Annotated in this window: 17 protein-coding genes and 2 pseudogenes; 7 read left to right on the forward strand and 12 right to left on the reverse strand. The window is 72.2% G+C overall.

Translation table 11 applies throughout. The annotated features are described in order from the left end of the window. Window positions 1-37: 37 nt before the first annotated feature. The 5 genes from ACTT8P_RS13495 to ACTT8P_RS13515 all read right to left on the reverse strand — a co-directional run bounded on the left by ACTT8P_RS13495 (window position 38) and on the right by ACTT8P_RS13515 (window position 3,665). Window positions 38-679: a PadR family transcriptional regulator gene (locus tag ACTT8P_RS13495; RefSeq protein WP_442831854.1), complete on the reverse strand. Its 642-nt coding sequence runs from the start codon at window positions 677-679 to the stop codon at window positions 38-40. 17 nt (window positions 680-696) lie between these two features. Next, entirely contained in the window at window positions 697-948 is a 252-nt protein-coding gene (locus ACTT8P_RS13500) for a type II toxin-antitoxin system RelE family toxin (protein ID WP_442831855.1), read from the reverse strand. Further along, complete coding sequence (locus ACTT8P_RS13505; protein WP_442831856.1) at window positions 945-1,208, reverse strand: type II toxin-antitoxin system prevent-host-death family antitoxin; 264 nt, start codon at window positions 1,206-1,208, stop codon at window positions 945-947. The genes ACTT8P_RS13500 and ACTT8P_RS13505 overlap by 4 nt, the downstream gene beginning before the upstream one ends. A 73-nt stretch (window positions 1,209-1,281) precedes the next feature. Continuing rightward, entirely contained in the window at window positions 1,282-2,742 is a 1,461-nt protein-coding gene (locus ACTT8P_RS13510) for an aldehyde dehydrogenase family protein (RefSeq protein WP_442831857.1), read from the reverse strand. Window positions 2,743-2,840: 98 nt separating this feature from the next. Further along, on the reverse strand, window positions 2,841-3,665 hold the full coding sequence (locus ACTT8P_RS13515; protein ID WP_442831870.1) for a helix-turn-helix domain-containing protein: 825 nt from the start codon (window positions 3,663-3,665) through the stop codon (window positions 2,841-2,843). 347 nt (window positions 3,666-4,012) lie between these two features. Here ACTT8P_RS13515 and ACTT8P_RS13520 point away from each other — a divergent pair, with 347 nt between their 5' ends. Then, complete coding sequence (locus ACTT8P_RS13520) at window positions 4,013-4,522, forward strand: ATP-binding protein (protein ID WP_442831858.1); 510 nt, start codon at window positions 4,013-4,015, stop codon at window positions 4,520-4,522. A gap of 142 nt (window positions 4,523-4,664) precedes the next feature. Here ACTT8P_RS13520 and ACTT8P_RS13525 read toward each other — a convergent pair whose 3' ends face one another. The 5 genes from ACTT8P_RS13525 to rpmG form a co-directional block, all read right to left on the reverse strand. Then, complete coding sequence (locus ACTT8P_RS13525) at window positions 4,665-4,907, reverse strand: DUF397 domain-containing protein (protein ID WP_442831859.1); 243 nt, start codon at window positions 4,905-4,907, stop codon at window positions 4,665-4,667. Window positions 4,908-5,238: 331 nt separating this feature from the next. Beyond that, window positions 5,239-5,499 carry a 30S ribosomal protein S18 gene (gene rpsR / locus ACTT8P_RS13530; RefSeq protein ID WP_442831860.1) on the reverse strand — a complete coding sequence of 87 codons (261 nt, stop codon included), beginning with the start codon at window positions 5,497-5,499 and terminating at the stop codon, window positions 5,239-5,241. A gap of 5 nt (window positions 5,500-5,504) precedes the next feature. Beyond that, a complete protein-coding gene (locus tag ACTT8P_RS13535) occupies window positions 5,505-6,782 on the reverse strand; it encodes a CobW family GTP-binding protein (RefSeq protein ID WP_442831861.1) in 1,278 nt (425 codons plus the stop codon). After that, entirely contained in the window at window positions 6,782-7,051 is a 270-nt protein-coding gene (locus ACTT8P_RS13540; RefSeq protein WP_442831862.1) for a type B 50S ribosomal protein L31, read from the reverse strand. The genes ACTT8P_RS13535 and ACTT8P_RS13540 overlap by 1 nt, the downstream gene beginning before the upstream one ends. A gap of 8 nt (window positions 7,052-7,059) precedes the next feature. Continuing rightward, window positions 7,060-7,224, reverse strand: a complete 165-nt coding sequence (rpmG, locus tag ACTT8P_RS13545) for a 50S ribosomal protein L33 (RefSeq protein ID WP_044382365.1) — start codon at window positions 7,222-7,224, stop codon at window positions 7,060-7,062. A 71-nt stretch (window positions 7,225-7,295) separates the two neighbouring features. On the opposite strand from rpmG, the gene rpmB reads away from it, so the two are divergent. Further along, window positions 7,296-7,532, forward strand: coding sequence for a 50S ribosomal protein L28 (gene rpmB / locus ACTT8P_RS13550; RefSeq protein WP_442831863.1), 237 nt, complete (start codon window positions 7,296-7,298; stop codon window positions 7,530-7,532). Next, window positions 7,532-7,837, forward strand: a complete 306-nt coding sequence (gene rpsN / locus ACTT8P_RS13555) for a 30S ribosomal protein S14 (RefSeq protein ID WP_442831864.1) — start codon at window positions 7,532-7,534, stop codon at window positions 7,835-7,837. The genes rpmB and rpsN overlap by 1 nt, the downstream gene beginning before the upstream one ends. A gap of 56 nt (window positions 7,838-7,893) precedes the next feature. Here the strand turns inward: rpsN and ACTT8P_RS13560 are convergent. Further along, window positions 7,894-8,574 (reverse strand): annotated as a pseudogene (locus ACTT8P_RS13560) (RNA-guided endonuclease TnpB family protein); the annotation flags it as partial. Window positions 8,575-8,578: 4 nt separating this feature from the next. Here ACTT8P_RS13560 and ACTT8P_RS13565 point away from each other — a divergent pair. The 3 genes and pseudogenes from ACTT8P_RS13565 to ACTT8P_RS13575 form a co-directional block, all read left to right on the forward strand. Continuing rightward, a pseudogene (locus ACTT8P_RS13565) lies at window positions 8,579-8,677 on the forward strand (transposase); the annotation flags it as partial. Window positions 8,678-9,113: 436 nt separating this feature from the next. After that, window positions 9,114-9,443: a hypothetical protein gene (locus tag ACTT8P_RS13570; RefSeq protein ID WP_442831865.1), complete on the forward strand. Its 330-nt coding sequence runs from the start codon at window positions 9,114-9,116 to the stop codon at window positions 9,441-9,443. Between the two features lie 68 nt (window positions 9,444-9,511). Then, window positions 9,512-10,069 (forward strand): DUF4232 domain-containing protein, encoded by a 558-nt coding sequence (locus ACTT8P_RS13575; RefSeq protein ID WP_442831866.1) that lies wholly within the window; start codon window positions 9,512-9,514, stop codon window positions 10,067-10,069. A 52-nt stretch (window positions 10,070-10,121) separates the two neighbouring features. Here ACTT8P_RS13575 and ACTT8P_RS13580 read toward each other — a convergent pair whose 3' ends face one another. Continuing rightward, window positions 10,122-11,357: a DUF2786 domain-containing protein gene (locus tag ACTT8P_RS13580; protein WP_442831867.1), complete on the reverse strand. Its 1,236-nt coding sequence runs from the start codon at window positions 11,355-11,357 to the stop codon at window positions 10,122-10,124. A gap of 184 nt (window positions 11,358-11,541) precedes the next feature. On the opposite strand from ACTT8P_RS13580, the gene ACTT8P_RS13585 reads away from it, so the two are divergent. Then, window positions 11,542-13,212, forward strand: a complete 1,671-nt coding sequence (locus ACTT8P_RS13585; RefSeq protein ID WP_442831868.1) for a bifunctional 3'-5' exonuclease/DNA polymerase — start codon at window positions 11,542-11,544, stop codon at window positions 13,210-13,212. Window positions 13,213-13,463 lie beyond the last annotated feature (251 nt).

Below are 13,463 nucleotides of genomic sequence, written 5' to 3' on the forward strand. Positions count from 1 at the left end.
GCAAGCCCCGGGCCGGGTCTCGGTCCAGGGCGCGGGCTCAGTGGCGGTCGCCCGGGTGCGGCTCGGGGGTGCCGTACGGGTTCCGCTCGCCGTCGCGCAGTACGCCGACGAAGGGCTCTCCCTCGCCCGCGAAGGTGTAGGCGCCGGCGCGGACGCGCTCGATCAGGCCGCGGGTCCAGCGGGCGCCGGTGTCGGCGGAGTCGACCCAGAAGTGCATGATCTCGCCGATGTGGCCGAGCTGCTGGGGTCCCTCCTCGGGCGTGTAGTACTCGGTGACGGTCTTCCGCCACGCCTCGGTGGCCCGGAGCCGCTCCTGGAGCAGTTCCAGCACTTCCGCGCGGGGCAGGTCGACCATGCAGCCCAGCCCGGCGGAGAGCACGTCCGGCTTCTGGTCGTAGGCGGTGAGGGAGCGGCGCAGCAGGGCGAAGTACTCGCGGGTGCCCGCCTCGGTGATCTCGTACTCGGTGCGGGGCGGGCCGCCCGCGGTGGACGGGGCCGTCTCGTGCGCGAGCAGCAGTCCCTGCTTCGCCATCTGCTTCAGGGCGTGGTAGATCGAGCCCGGCTTGGCGTTGGACCACTCGTGCGCGCCCCAGTACTCCAGGTCGCTCCGCACCTGGTAGCCGTGGGCCCGCCCGTGCTGGCGGACCGCGCCGAGCACCAGGAGACGGATCACTGACATGGGGTCCAGGTTAGGGCTCAGGTTTCTCTGCGTCCGACGTGCTCGATGTGCACGGTGCGGGCTTCCAGATCGAGACGGTAGAGGACGCGCCGCCGCCCGTGATGGAGTCGGCGGTGATCGACGCCCCAGGCACGAGAGCCCTCCGGCCTCGGGTCCACGGCAAGGTGATCAGTGGCCCACAGCAGATCATCGACTCCTGCCGGGTCTGCCTTCAGATGCCCCGTGGCCGTGTCCAAGGCGGCCGGCTCCCACTCGACCTGCCAGGTCACTCGCCCCTCCCGGCAGCGTCGAGCAGCGCCCGGCGTGCCTCGCTGTGCGGAACGGGGGTGCCGGTGCGGTTGAGGGCGCGGTCGCGCTCCAGGCGGGCGAGCGCCAGCGCGTCCTCCAAGTCCTCCAACTCGGCGGGCGAGACGAGGACCGCCGCCGGGACGCCCCGGTCGGTCAACGTGATGTGTTCGTGCTGGGCCGCACGGCGGGCGAGTTCACCGAGCTTGCCCCGCGCCTCGGCGATAGGATACGTAGCGGACATGCATCCAGTGTACACTTGGATGCATGTCTGTCGCGGGCTTTCGCGGCCGGCCGCCCTCGGAAGGCCGGCCCGGTCAGAACGGGAAGCGGCTCCGCCCGTGCTGTACCGAGATCCACTTCTGCGAGGTGAAGGCGTCCAGCATCGCGTCGCCGTTGAGCCGCCCGAGGCCGGAGTGCTTCTCGCCGCCGAACGGCACGATCGGCTCGTCGTGCACGGTGCCGTCGTTCACGTGGAACATGCCGGTGTCGATCCGCTTGGCGAAGTTCACGCCGCGCTCGACGTCCCCGGTGTGCACGGCGCCGCTGAGGCCGTACGGCGTGTCGTTGACCAGGCGCACCGCCTCCTCCTCGCCGTCGAACGGGACCAGGAAGGCGACCGGGCCGAAGACCTCCTGGCGCAGCAGGGCGGAGCCGGCGGGGACGCCGGTGAGCACGGACGGCTCGACCAGGTTGGCGGTGCGCCCGCCGTGCACCAGGGCGGTCGCGCCCTCGGCGAGCGCCTGCGTCACGACGCCCGCGACCGCGTCCGCCTGCCGGGAGTTGATCAGCGGGCCGATGACGGTCTCCGGGTCGGCCGGGTCGCCGGTCTTGAGGGTCTTCACCTTCGCGACGAACTTCTCGGTGAACTCGTCGGCGACCGACCGGTCCACCAGCACCCGGCCCGCGGCCATGCAGACCTGGCCCTGATGGACGTAGCGGCTGAAGACGGCCGCGTCCACCGCGTAGTCGAGGTCGGCGTCGTCGAGGACCACCAGGGCGCTGTTGCCGCCCAGTTCCAGGACCGCGCGCTTGAAGTGCGCGGCGCACACGGTGGCGACGTGCCGGCCGACGGCGTCCGAGCCGGTGAAGGAGATGACCTTGGGCACCGGGTGCTCGACGAAGGCGTCGCCGATCTCCGCGATGTCGGTGACGACGACGTTGAGCAGACCGCCGGGCAGACCCGCGTCCTCGAAGATCTTGGCGACCAGGGTGCCGCCGACGATCGGCGTGTTCTGGTGCGGCTTGAGGACGACGCCGTTGCCGAGGGCGAGCGCGGGGGCGACCGACTTCAGGGAGAGCAGGAAGGGAAAGTTGAAGGGGCTGATGACGCCCACGACGCCGACCGGGACCCGGTAGACGCGGTTCTCCTTGCCGTCGGCCGGGGAGGGCAGGATGCGGCCCTCGGGGCGCAGCGCCAGGTGCACCGCCTCGCGCAGGAACTCCTTGGCGAGGTGCAGTTCGAAACCGGCCTTGGTGCGGGTGCCGCCCAGCTCGGCGATGATCGCCTCGGCGATCTCCCCCTCGCGCTCCTCCACGATCCGCAGTGCCTTCTCGAACACCGCGCGGCGGGCGTACGGGTTGGCCGCCGCCCATTCCTGCTGGGCGCGCTCGGCGGCCCGGTAGGCCGCGTCGACCTCGTCGGCGGTGGCTATGGTGATCGAGGCGAGCTTGGCGTCGTCGTACGGATTGAAGTCGATGATGTCCCAGGAGCCGGAACCGGCCCGCCACTCACCGTCGATGTACTGCTGCGCCAGGTCGGTGAAGTAGGACGACATGTGATCCCTCAATCCCTTGCTGCCGGGGCAGGCGGAGTCGACGACCGATCGCCTTCACGATCCGTCCACACGTCATCGTACTGAACTCTACTGACGAGTCAGATGAGTTGGAGCAGTCCGCGCAGTACGTCGCGGCTCTCGTCCGGGCCCGGGCTGTCCTGCTGGAGCTCCTTGATCGCCTTCTCGTACTGGGCCACGTCCTCGGGCTTGTCCAGGTAGAGCGCGCTGGTGAGCTGCTCCAGGTAGACCACGTCGGAGAGGTCCGACTCGGGGAAGCTGAGCAGCGTGAAGGCGCCGGACTCGCCGGAGTGGCCGCCGAAGCCGAACGGCATCACCTGGAGCCGGATGTTCGGGCGCTCGGACATGTCGATCAGGTGCTGGAGCTGGCCGCGCATCACCGCGCGGTCGCCGTAGGGGCGGCGCAGCGCGGCCTCGTCCAGGACGATGTGGAACTGCGGCGCGTTCTCGGCCACCAGATACTTCTGGCGCTCCAGGCGCAGCGTCACCCGGCGCTCGACGTCGGCCTCGCTCGCCCCGCGCGCCCCTCGGCGCACCACCGCGCGGGCGTACTCCGGCGTCTGGAGCAGACCGTGCACGAACTGCACCTCGTAGACGCGGATGGCCGAGGCGGCGCCCTCCAGGCCCACGTAGGTGGGGAACCAGTTGGGCAGTACGTCCGAGTAACTGTGCCACCAGCCCGCGACGTTGGCCTCCTTGGCCAGCGACAGCAGGGAGGCGCGCTCCTGTTCGTCGGTGATGCCGTACAGCGTCAACAGGTCTTCCACGTCACGTGTCTTGAAACTTACCCGGCCCAGCTCCATACGGCTGATCTTCGACTCCGAGGCGCGGATCGAGTACCCCGCCGCCTCCCGCGTGATCCCCCGCGCCTCACGAAGTCGCCTGAGTTGTGATCCGAGCAGCATGCGCCGCACCACCGATCCGGGCTCTCCCGCGCTCACGTTCGCCAGCCTCCCCAACCGTCTTCAGAGGCCGAAGTCTGCCACTAAAACACTCCGAGCAGTACTCGTCCGGTTACGGAAATGGAGTTCAGCCAAAGAAAACGCACAGGTACTGGCAAGGAGTGGCTGACCCGACACCCGGGCGGACAAGTGAAGATGGCGGAAAATTTGCCCAACAAGCGGTACGGGCAGGCGCATTTCGGTCACGTGCACGTGCATCTGCCCTTGCATCTGCTCTGCGCATCCGAAACCATGGTGCCGCACCACCGCGCCGCATCGCTACGGACCGCGAATTCCCGGGAGTGCCTCGCATGGGGACGAATGGATCGACCATGCTCGAGCCGTTGAGGCAGGGCCTTCCGCCGATGGATCCCGCGAGCGTCTCCTGCGCCGCCTCCTGCGCCCTGCCGCCCCGCTACGAAGCGGTGCGCGAGGCCCGCCGGTTCACCCGGCGCACCCTCGACGGCTGGCCCACCGGCGACCGCTTCGACGACATCTGCCTGGTGGTCTCCGAACTCGTCACCAACGCCCTGCGGCACGCGCTGCCCGCCGGGGGCGGCGACGCGCGGCCGGCGGACGGGCACGGGCCGGTGCGGCTGCATCTGATGCGGTGCGCCGAGCGGCTGGTGTGCGCGGTGCGCGACCCCAGCGACGACAGCCCGGTGGCCCGCGAGACGGAGGACTTCGCCGCGGAGTCCGGCCGCGGCCTGTTCCTGGTCGAGTCCTTCAGTGACGGCTGGGGCTGGTATCCACTGACCGGCACCCTGCGCGGCAAGGTCGTCTGGGCGCTGTTCCGGCTGTCGGAACCGCCCGCCGAGTGATCTCCCGCGCCGCTTCTTCGGGCCGGGGTTCTACGCGCGTCACGGCGGGCGCGCCACCTGTCACCCTGCGCTACGGGGCCGGCCGGGGCGGCGGACGCCGCGGGGGTGGGGCAGGGCGGCGGACGCTGCGGCGGTGGGGCGGTCAGCTCGCGACCAGGTGGTCGAACTCCCCGTCCTTGACACCCAGCAGCATCGCCTCGATCTCGGCGCGCGTGTAGACCAGCGCCGGGCCGTCGGGGAAGCGGGAGTTGCGCACGGCGACGTCCCCGCCGGGCAGCCGGGCGAACTCCACGCAGGAGCCCTGCGAATTGCTGTGCCGGCTCTTCTGCCAGGCCACGCCGTGCAGATCCGTTGCGGCGATGCCGTTGTACACGTCGTGGTTCACAGGCCGCTCCCCGGTGTCACAAGTCGCACTAGTGGCTGGTGTGGCCATTGATGCATTGGTCAACTGATGCGGATCATAACCTTGTTCACGTGCATCTGCATGCGCAAATGCACGTGCACGCGGGGTGGTTCCTCGGTTACAGCCCCGTCTCCTGTGGGACGCCCGGCCGCTGCCGCACGTTCCCGCGTCTGCCCCGGCTTCTGTTGATCATGCAACAACCGCAGGGACCCGCCTGGTCAGGCGGGTCCCTGCGGTTGTTGCGGCCGAAGAGGGCCGAGCGGCGGCGCGGGGGCGCGGGGCGCGGGGGCGCGGTCAGCGCCCGCGTAGGGGATCAGCGCCCGGCGTAGGGCAGCAGCGCCATCTCGCGCGCGTTCTTGATCGCGGCGGCGAGCTGCCGCTGCTGCTGCGACGTGACCCGGGTGACCCGGCGGCTGCGGATCTTGCCGCGGTCGGAGAGGAACTTGCGCAGCAGATCGACGTCCTTGTAGTCGATGTACGTCACGCCCGCCTGGTCCAGCGGATTGGGCCGGGACTTGGAGAGGGACTTGGACAGGGACGCGGGCAGGGACTTGCGTTCGGCCTTGCGGGGCACGGCGGTCAGACCTCCAGGAGGGTGTCGAAGGCGGACGGCAGCCGCTGCCAGGCGCCTGGTCCGGCGGCGTACTCGGCATCGGTGAGCAGGCAGGACTCCAGCAGCGTCGCGAGCCCGTCCCGGTCGAGGCCGGGCGAGGTGAAGACGAGGTGCTGGCAGCGGTCGCCGTGCTCGGGGTGCCAGTCGAGGGCGGCGGCGGCCCGGCGGACCGCGGGCACCAGGTCCCAGGCCGCGTCCGGCAGCGAGGCCAGCCACGGACCCGCGCCCTCCACGCACAGCGCCCCGCCCGCGGCGTCCCAGTGCAGCAGCGTGTCCGGCTTGTCGGCCAGCCAGAACCGCCCCCGGCTGCGGGCCGCGGCGCAGGTCAGGTCCTCCAGCGCCGCGTACAGCCGCTCCGGGTGGAAGGGCCGGCGCCGGTGCCACACCAGGGTCGCGACACCGTGCGCGTCGGCCTCGGCGGGCAGCAGGGCACAGGCCGGATGCTGGGCGGCGGCCGCCGCCTCCACGTCGAAGCCGGCGAGCGCGGCCCGCACCAGGGCCGAGGAGGAACCCGCCGGGGCGGAGGAAGAGCCCGCCGGATCCGAGGAGCAACCCGCCGGATCCGAGGAGCAACCCGCCAGGCCCCAGTCCGAGGAGGAACCCGCCGGGTCCGAGGAAGAGCCCGCCAAGCCCCAGGAGGAGCCCGCCAGGTCACCGTGGCCGATCGGGACCTGGCGGGCGGTCGGGTGCAGCTGCGCCAGCAGCTCGCGGTCCTCGTCGTCGGCCTCCGGGGAGTCGGCGACGGCCAGCACGGGGGCGTACTCCAGCTGCCGGGCGAAGGTGTCGGCGACCGTGCGCTGATCGGTGGCGGCCGCGGCGAGACCGCCCTCGGCGAGGTCGTCGCCGTTGCCGAGGTAGGGCAGCACCAGCGCCGGGTCGACGGCGGTGAGCACGCCGGTGACGGTGAAGCCGCCGGCCGTGACCACCTCGGCCATCGCCTTGGGCTCGACGGAGTCCCACAGCTCGACGACGGCGAGCGGGACGGTCCCGGCGGCCGCGAGCCGCTCCAGCTCGGGCACCAGGTCCTCGCGCAGGGCGCAGCAGGCACAGTCGTTGACCAGCGGCGCCTCTCCGGCGGACAGCATCCCGGTGGCGTCCCGGACGGTCCGTACGACGGTGCCCGCGGCGGCCGTCGCCAGGTCGTGGTGGAGGGCGACGCTGCCGGGCACGTCGGCCAGCAGCCGGGCCACGGCCGCCGCGCGGGCGTCGGCGTGCAGTCCGCCGACGATCACGACGGGAAGCATCAGCCCTGCTTTCCGTGCCGGGCGTACCGGCGCTCGAAGCGCTCCACGCGTCCGGCGGTGTCCAGGACCCGGGCGGTGCCGGTGTAGAAGGGGTGGCTGACGTTCGAGATCTCGACGTCGACGACGGGGTACGTGTTCCCGTCCTCCCACTCGATCGTCTTCCCGCCGATCCGGTCGTCGCTCATGGTGGACCGGGTGAGGAAGGCGTAGTCGGCGGCGCGGTCGCGGAAGACGACCGGGCGGTACTCGGGGTGGATTCCCTCGCGCATGGCGGTGCTCAGCGCTCCTCTCGGAAGTCGACGTGCCGGCCGGCCACCGGGTCGTACTTGCGCAGGGTCAGCCGGTCGGGGTCGTTGCGGCGGTTCTTGCGGGTGACGTAGGTGAAACCGGTCCCCGCGGTGGACCGCAGTTTGATGACCGGACGGAGTTCGTTGCGTGCCATGCTGGTATCTTACTGAAAACGATTCCCATTAACAGTAGGGTTTCGGCTCCTTCGAAGAGAGGTTCGTCACCATGTCCGCGCACTGCATGCTGACCGGCACCCAGCCGGGCTTCGGCAACCGCATCTCCCACTCCCACCGGCGCACTCCGCGCCGCTTCGACCCCAACATCCAGTCCAAGCGCTACTGGCTGCCGAGCGAGGGCCGGCACGTACGGCTGCGGCTGAGCACCAAGGCGATCAAGACGGTCGACACCATCGGCGTCGAGGCGGCCGTGGCCCGTATCCGCGCCCGGGGAGTGAAGGTCTGATGGCGAAGAAGAGCAAGATCGCGAAGAACGAGCAGCGCCAGGGGACCGTCGCGCGGTACGCCGCGCGGCGCGCCGAGCTGAAGGAGATCACCCGCCGCCCGGCCTCGACGGACGCCGAACGCCTGGCCGCCCAGCGGGAGCTGCGCCGCCAGCCTCGGGACGCCAGCGCCACCCGCGTCCGCAACCGCGACCAGACCGACGGCCGCCCGCGCGGCTACTTCCGCACCTTCGGGCTCTCCCGCGTCTCCCTGCGCGAACAGGCGCACGCCGGACATCTGCCCGGGGTGCGCAAATCGTCCTGTTGACTTGCTCCTCGGGCTGAAGCCCGAGGATTCTGGCCTTCTCGATCGTTGCTGTGCCGCTACGCGGCACGGGGTTCGGTCGGGAATCCGTGGCTTCCTGCTTCTTCGCGCTGTGCCGGGATTACTCCTGGTCTTACCGGCGCTCCGCAGGCCGATACCGCCAGTCCGGCGGCCGTCTTCACGTTGATCGCGGCATTGTGGTCCCGGTCGTGGACGGTGCCGCAGGCGGCACACGTCCACTCCCGGACATCGAGGGGTTTGGGTCCGTCCTTGACGCCGCAGGTGGAGCAGGTCTGGGAGGTCGGCTCGAACCGGCCGATCTTGACCAGGGTGCGTCCGTACCGCTCCGCCTTGTACTGGAGCATGTCGATGAACGATGACCATCCGGCGTCGTGCACGGACTTGGCCAGTCTGGTACGTGCCAGTCCCGCCACCGACAGGTCCTCCACGGCGATCCCTTGGTTCTCGGAGATCAGCCTGGTGGAGAGCTGGTGGTGGAACTCGTGGCGGGCGTCGGTGACCTTGGCATGGGCGCGGGCAACCTTGTGGCGGGCCTTCTCCCGGTTCTTCGAGCCCTGCTGTTTGCGGGACAGTTCCCGCTGGGCCTTCTTCAGCTTCTTTTCCGCGCGGCGCAGGAACCTGGGGGAGTCGATTTTCGTGCCGTCGGACAGGGCGGCGAAGTGGGTGAGGCCGAGGTCGATGCCGATGGTGCGGTCGGTGTCGGGCATCCGGCTCGCGTCGGCGGCGGAGCTGTGGTCCGGCTCCTACTTCGCCGGAACCGTCGGCGGCGCCCCGCTCACCGTGGTCAGGCAGTACATCGAACAGCAGAACCGGCCGATATGAGCGTTCCCCGGCTCCGCCGGAGCAGACGCGGCGACGCTCCCCGTCGCCACCATCAGATTCGCTTCACCCCCGGCGTGAACGCCGGGGCACTGCGAATGAATTCCGGTAGCTTGCGGGTTGTCGTGGGGCCGGGCCGGCCGTGCGCTACCGCTACCGCTACCGCTTGGAGCTTCCGGTGACATGGGTGACGCGGGTGACACGGGTGCCACGGGTGACGCGGGTGGCTTCGGAAGGTACGGCGGGCGTACGGGGCCGGGAGTGTCTGCGGGGTGTGGCACGGGCCGCAGGGGTCGCGGGCGTGCTGGTGCTCACCGGGTGCAGTGGCGGCGGCGGTTCGGACGACGGGGCCGCGGAGGACGCGAGTACGAGTGCCAGTGCCCGTCCGAGCGCGGGTGCCGGTGCGAGTGCAGGTGCCAGTGCAGGTGCCAGTGCCAGTGTGTCCGGCGCCGCCGATGAGCTGGCGGGCAGTTGGCTGGCCACCACCGGCGGCAAGGCGGTCGCCCTGGTGGTCACCGGGAAGCAGGCCGGTCTGTTCGCCACCGGCGGGACCGTGTGCAGCGGCAGTGCGGGCACGACCGACGGCACCCGCACGATCCGCCTGTCCTGCACCGACGGCAGCGACGACCGGGCGTCCGGGACGGTCGAGTCGGTCGACGGCTCGACCCTGAAGGTGGACTGGGCGGGTGGCCTGGGGACGGAGACGTACACCAAGGCGGAGGGCGGCAGGCTGCCGAGCGGACTGCCGACGGAGGGGCTGGGCGGCTGAGGCTGCTTACGGCAAGTACCCTTGCGACTCGCCCGCTGGCCGAACACCTGCCTCCAGAGGACCCGTTCATGCGCACCACCCGGCCCACCGCCCTCGCCGTATCGGCAGTCGCGGCGCTTCTGCTGCCCGTGCTGACCTCATGTTCCGACGCGGAGGGCGGCAACGCCGACGACCGCGGCGACGGCGCCGCCTGCCGGATCGGCGGATCGGGTACGGAGGTCGCGGCGAGCCCCGCGCCGGCCGCCGGGGACACCGGCACCGTCACCGTGACCCTCACCAACCGCGGCTCGGAATGCCTCCTCGAAGGTTTCCCGACCGTGACCCTCCTCGTGGACGGCGCCTCGAAGGAGATCGGCCGGGAGGAGGGCGCCTCAACGCGGCAGCTGACCCTGGCCAAGGACGCCGCGGCGTCCTTCACCCTCACCTACGTGCGCGGGGAGGACGACGGCGCGGGCCTGGACGTCCGCACCGCACGCTTCGCCCTGCCGGGCGCCTCCGCCACGCAGGACATCCCCTGGTCGTACGGCGCCGTCGCGACGAAGGAAGGCGACGGGAGCGGCGACGAGAGCGGCGACGAGGGCGGGCCGGACGCGACGGTGAGCGCGTTCCAGCAGATGGGCGACTGACTGAGGCAGGGCGTCTTACGGCAGAGAAGAGCGCGCGTCCCACCGGGAACGGTCACGGCAGCGGGCGCCGGTGCCCGACCCGGGCCCGGTCGGCCGCGCGGACGCCCTCGGTCCAGCCCGCCTCGTCGGAGACGCCCCGCAGCCGGGTGGTCGTCGTCTCCGGGAACATCCGCTCCAGACGGCCGGTGACCGCGACCTCGCGGGAGGCGAGCACCGGCAGCAGTTCCCGGTTCTCGCCCACCGGCGCCTCGGCGGCGGCCCGCAGTCGAGTGCCCGCGCGGTGCGCGTAGGCCGCCAGGAACGACTGACGGAACGTCTTCGTCCGCTTCCGGCCGCCCTTGCGCTGGGCGGCCTCCGCCCTGGTCATCGCCGTCTCGGCCTGCACGAGCAGCGAGGTGTACAGCAGTTCGACCGCCGTCAGATCGGTCTCGAAGCCGACCACGGTGGAGAAGCCGAGGGCCTCGTTCCACACCGCGCGGCAGTGGTTGGCGGCGGCCACCGCGTCCAGCAGTACCGCCTTGGCCTGCTCGTACGGCGCCTCCACGCCGATCCGGCAGGCTCCCGGGGCGTCGGGTGCGGGCGCGCGGGACGCCAGCAGCGCCTCGTCGATGCTGTGCCGGGCCATCAGTTCCTGCGCCTTGGCGCTCAGCGCCTCGGCCTCCTCCGGATACCCGGTCGCCTCCGCCTTGGCCAGCAGCGCGCGGATACGGGCGAGGGCACGCGACTCGGACCGCGCCCCGCCGGACCCGCCGGACCCGTTGGACCCGTTGGACCCGTTGGACCCGCCGGACCCGCCGGACCCGCCGGACCCGCCGGACCCGTTGGACCCGTTGGAGCCGTTGGACGCACCGGGCTCGTCCAGCGGCTCCAGGTCGGGCAGGCGCAGCAGCAGGCGGTACAGCTCCAGGACGGTGGTGGCGCGTGAGAAACGGTCGCCGGCGACCGGCCCGGCGGGGAGGCCGTCGAGCTGCGCGGTCCAGCGCGGACCGCGCGGACGGTCGTCGGCCGCCTGTACCCGGATCAGGTCGGCGGCCAGCCGCAGGTGCGGGTCGCCGAGCTCCCGCCGTACGACGCGTACCAGATCGGCGGGCTGCCAGCCGCGGCGCCAGGCACCGGCCACGAACTCCGCCCCGCGCCGCCGCACCTCGGCGTCGGCCGCCGGGTCGGCCGCGAGCAGGGAGGCCGCCGCGTCGAGGGCGGCGTCGGCGCTGTCGTACAGGGCGGTCCGGAAGGCGCGGTCGACGGTGCCGAGGTCATCGGGGGTACGGGGAGGGCCTGCGTTGCTCACCCGGCGATGGTGCCACGGCCGCCGTTCCCGGCTCACCCCGCGAGGGCCGGGCGTCTGCGGGACGGTGTTCACGGGCCCGGCCGTCCGTTCGGCGGTGACGTCACCGAAGTAGCGTCCGGGACTCCGCTCCGCCGTCCCGTCCGGCGCGGGCGCCGTTGTCAGACCCTGCTGCGAGACTCGTTCCATGGCCGACCGGTGGGTGCTCGCGGTGGCCGAGGACGGTGGCGTGGAGGTCGCCCCCCTCGGCCCCGACGGGCTGCCCGCGGGGCCGGTGCGACGGGAGGCGGACACCGCCGAGGCCGTACGGACCCGGCCGGACGTCACCCGCTGGGTGTGGCGCTCCACCGCCGAGCTGTATCCGCGCCTGCTCGCCGCCGGGGTCCGGGTGCAGCGGTGCTACGACATCGAGGACGCCGAGACCCTGCTGCTCGGCCACGAGGGCCGCTTCGGCGAACCCCGCTCGGCCGCCGCCGCGCTGGCCAGACTGCGCGGCGGTCCGGTACCGCCCGACCCGCCCCAGCGCGCCGCCGAACCGGGCGCCCAGTCCCCGCTCTTCGAACCCCGGGGCGTCCACCTCCCCCTCGCCGACCTGGTCGCCGTCTACGCCGACCAGCAGCGACGGCACGACCTGGCCGAGCACCCGGACCGGATGCGGCTGCTGACGGCGAGCGAGTCGGCGGGCATGCTGGTGGCCGCCGAGATGAACCGCACCGGGCTGCCCTGGCGCGCCGACGTGCACCGCGAGCTGCTGCACGACCTGCTGGGCGAGCGGTACGCGGGCGGCGGCGAGCCCCGCCGCCTGGCCGAGCTGGCCGACGAGGTCTCCGCCGCCTTCGGCCGCCGGGTCCGCCCCGACCTGCCCGCGGACGTCGTCAAAGCGTTCGCGGGGGCCGGCGTCAAGGTCCGCTCCACCCGCCGCTGGGAGCTGGAGTCCCTGGACCACCCGGCCGTGAAACCCCTGCTGGAGTACAAGAAGCTGTACCGGATCTGGGTCGCGCACGGCTGGTCCTGGCTCCAGGACTGGGTCCGCGACGGCCGCTTCCGCCCCGAGTTCCTGGCCGGCGGCACGGTCACCGGCCGCTGGGTGACCAACGGCGGCGGCGGACTGCAGATCCCGAAGGTCATCCGGCGGGCCGTGGTCGCCGACCCGGGCTGGCGGCTGGTGGTGGCCGACGCCGACCAGATGGAACCGCGGGTGCTGGCCGCGATCTCCCGCGACCCGGGCCTGATGGAGGTCGCCGCCCGCGAGAGCGACCTCTACCAGTCGGTCTCCGACCGCGCCTTCTCCGGCGACCGCTCCCAGGCCAAACTGGCGGTGCTCGGCGCGGTCTACGGCCAGACCTCCGGCGACGGCCTGAAGAACCTGGCCGCGCTCAGACGCCGCTTCCCCCGGGCGGTGGCCTACGTCGACGACGCCGCCCGCGCGGGCGAGGAGGGCCGTCTGGTCCGCACCTGGCTGGGCCGCACCTGCCCACCGGCGGCCGGGCCGGGCGAGGCCGACGCCGGGGAGGCGGGCCTCCCCCAGGACGAGCCGCCGGGGAGCCGGCCCGGCGAGACGTCCGGCGCCCGCGCCCGGGGCCGCTTCGCCCGCAACTTCGTGGTCCAGGGCAGTGCCGCCGACTGGGCCCTGCTGATGCTGGCCGCCCTGCGGCAGACCTGCGCGGAGATCTCCGCCGAGCTGGTCTTCTTCCAGCACGACGAGGTGATCGTGCACTGCCCCGCGGACGAGACCGACACGGTCGTCGCGGCGATACGGGAGGCGGCCGACCTGGCGGGGCGGCTGACGTTCGGCCGGACGCCGGTGCGGTTTCCGTTCACCGCGGCGGTGGTGGAGTGCTATGCGGACGCGAAGTGAACCTCGGCCGTGACCGGAGCCATTGGTTACCGTGTACGCACTCGCCCGTCCACGCACGCACTCTCCACTCACGCACCTCCACTCGCACACCTCCACTCACACACCTCCACTCACACATCCACGTCCGTCACCGAACGATTGCCGACCGGCTTGAAATGCGATATGCGCACCCTTGCCGCGAGCCGCGAGCCGCGAGCCGCGAGCCGCGAGCCGCGAGCCGCGAGCCGCGAGCCGCGAGCCGCGAGCCGCGA

This window comes from Streptomyces sp. JW3 (assembly GCF_052216785.1).
Classification (GTDB): domain Bacteria; phylum Actinomycetota; class Actinomycetes; order Streptomycetales; family Streptomycetaceae; genus Streptomyces.

Coding starts and splice junctions, on each gene's coding strand:
- ACTT8P_RS13495 (WP_442831854.1), bottom strand. CDS start 679: ATGTCAGTGATCCGTCTCCTGGTGCTCGGCGCGGTCCGCCAGCACGGG.
- ACTT8P_RS13505 (WP_442831856.1), bottom strand. CDS start 1,208: ATGTCCGCTACGTATCCTATCGCCGAGGCGCGGGGCAAGCTCGGTGAA.
- ACTT8P_RS13510 (WP_442831857.1), bottom strand. CDS start 2,742: ATGTCGTCCTACTTCACCGACCTGGCGCAGCAGTACATCGACGGTGAG.
- rpmB (WP_442831863.1), top strand. CDS start 7,296: ATGTCCGCGCACTGCATGCTGACCGGCACCCAGCCGGGCTTCGGCAAC.
- rpsN (WP_442831864.1), top strand. CDS start 7,532: ATGGCGAAGAAGAGCAAGATCGCGAAGAACGAGCAGCGCCAGGGGACC.
- ACTT8P_RS13575 (WP_442831866.1), top strand. CDS start 9,512: ATGCGCACCACCCGGCCCACCGCCCTCGCCGTATCGGCAGTCGCGGCG.
- ACTT8P_RS13515 (WP_442831870.1), bottom strand. CDS start 3,665: ATGCTGCTCGGATCACAACTCAGGCGACTTCGTGAGGCGCGGGGGATC.
- ACTT8P_RS13520 (WP_442831858.1), top strand. CDS start 4,013: ATGGGGACGAATGGATCGACCATGCTCGAGCCGTTGAGGCAGGGCCTT.
- ACTT8P_RS13540 (WP_442831862.1), bottom strand. CDS start 7,051: ATGCGCGAGGGAATCCACCCCGAGTACCGCCCGGTCGTCTTCCGCGAC.
- ACTT8P_RS13585 (WP_442831868.1), top strand. CDS start 11,542: ATGGCCGACCGGTGGGTGCTCGCGGTGGCCGAGGACGGTGGCGTGGAG.
- ACTT8P_RS13535 (WP_442831861.1), bottom strand. CDS start 6,782: ATGCTTCCCGTCGTGATCGTCGGCGGACTGCACGCCGACGCCCGCGCG.
- rpmG (WP_044382365.1), bottom strand. CDS start 7,224: ATGGCACGCAACGAACTCCGTCCGGTCATCAAACTGCGGTCCACCGCG.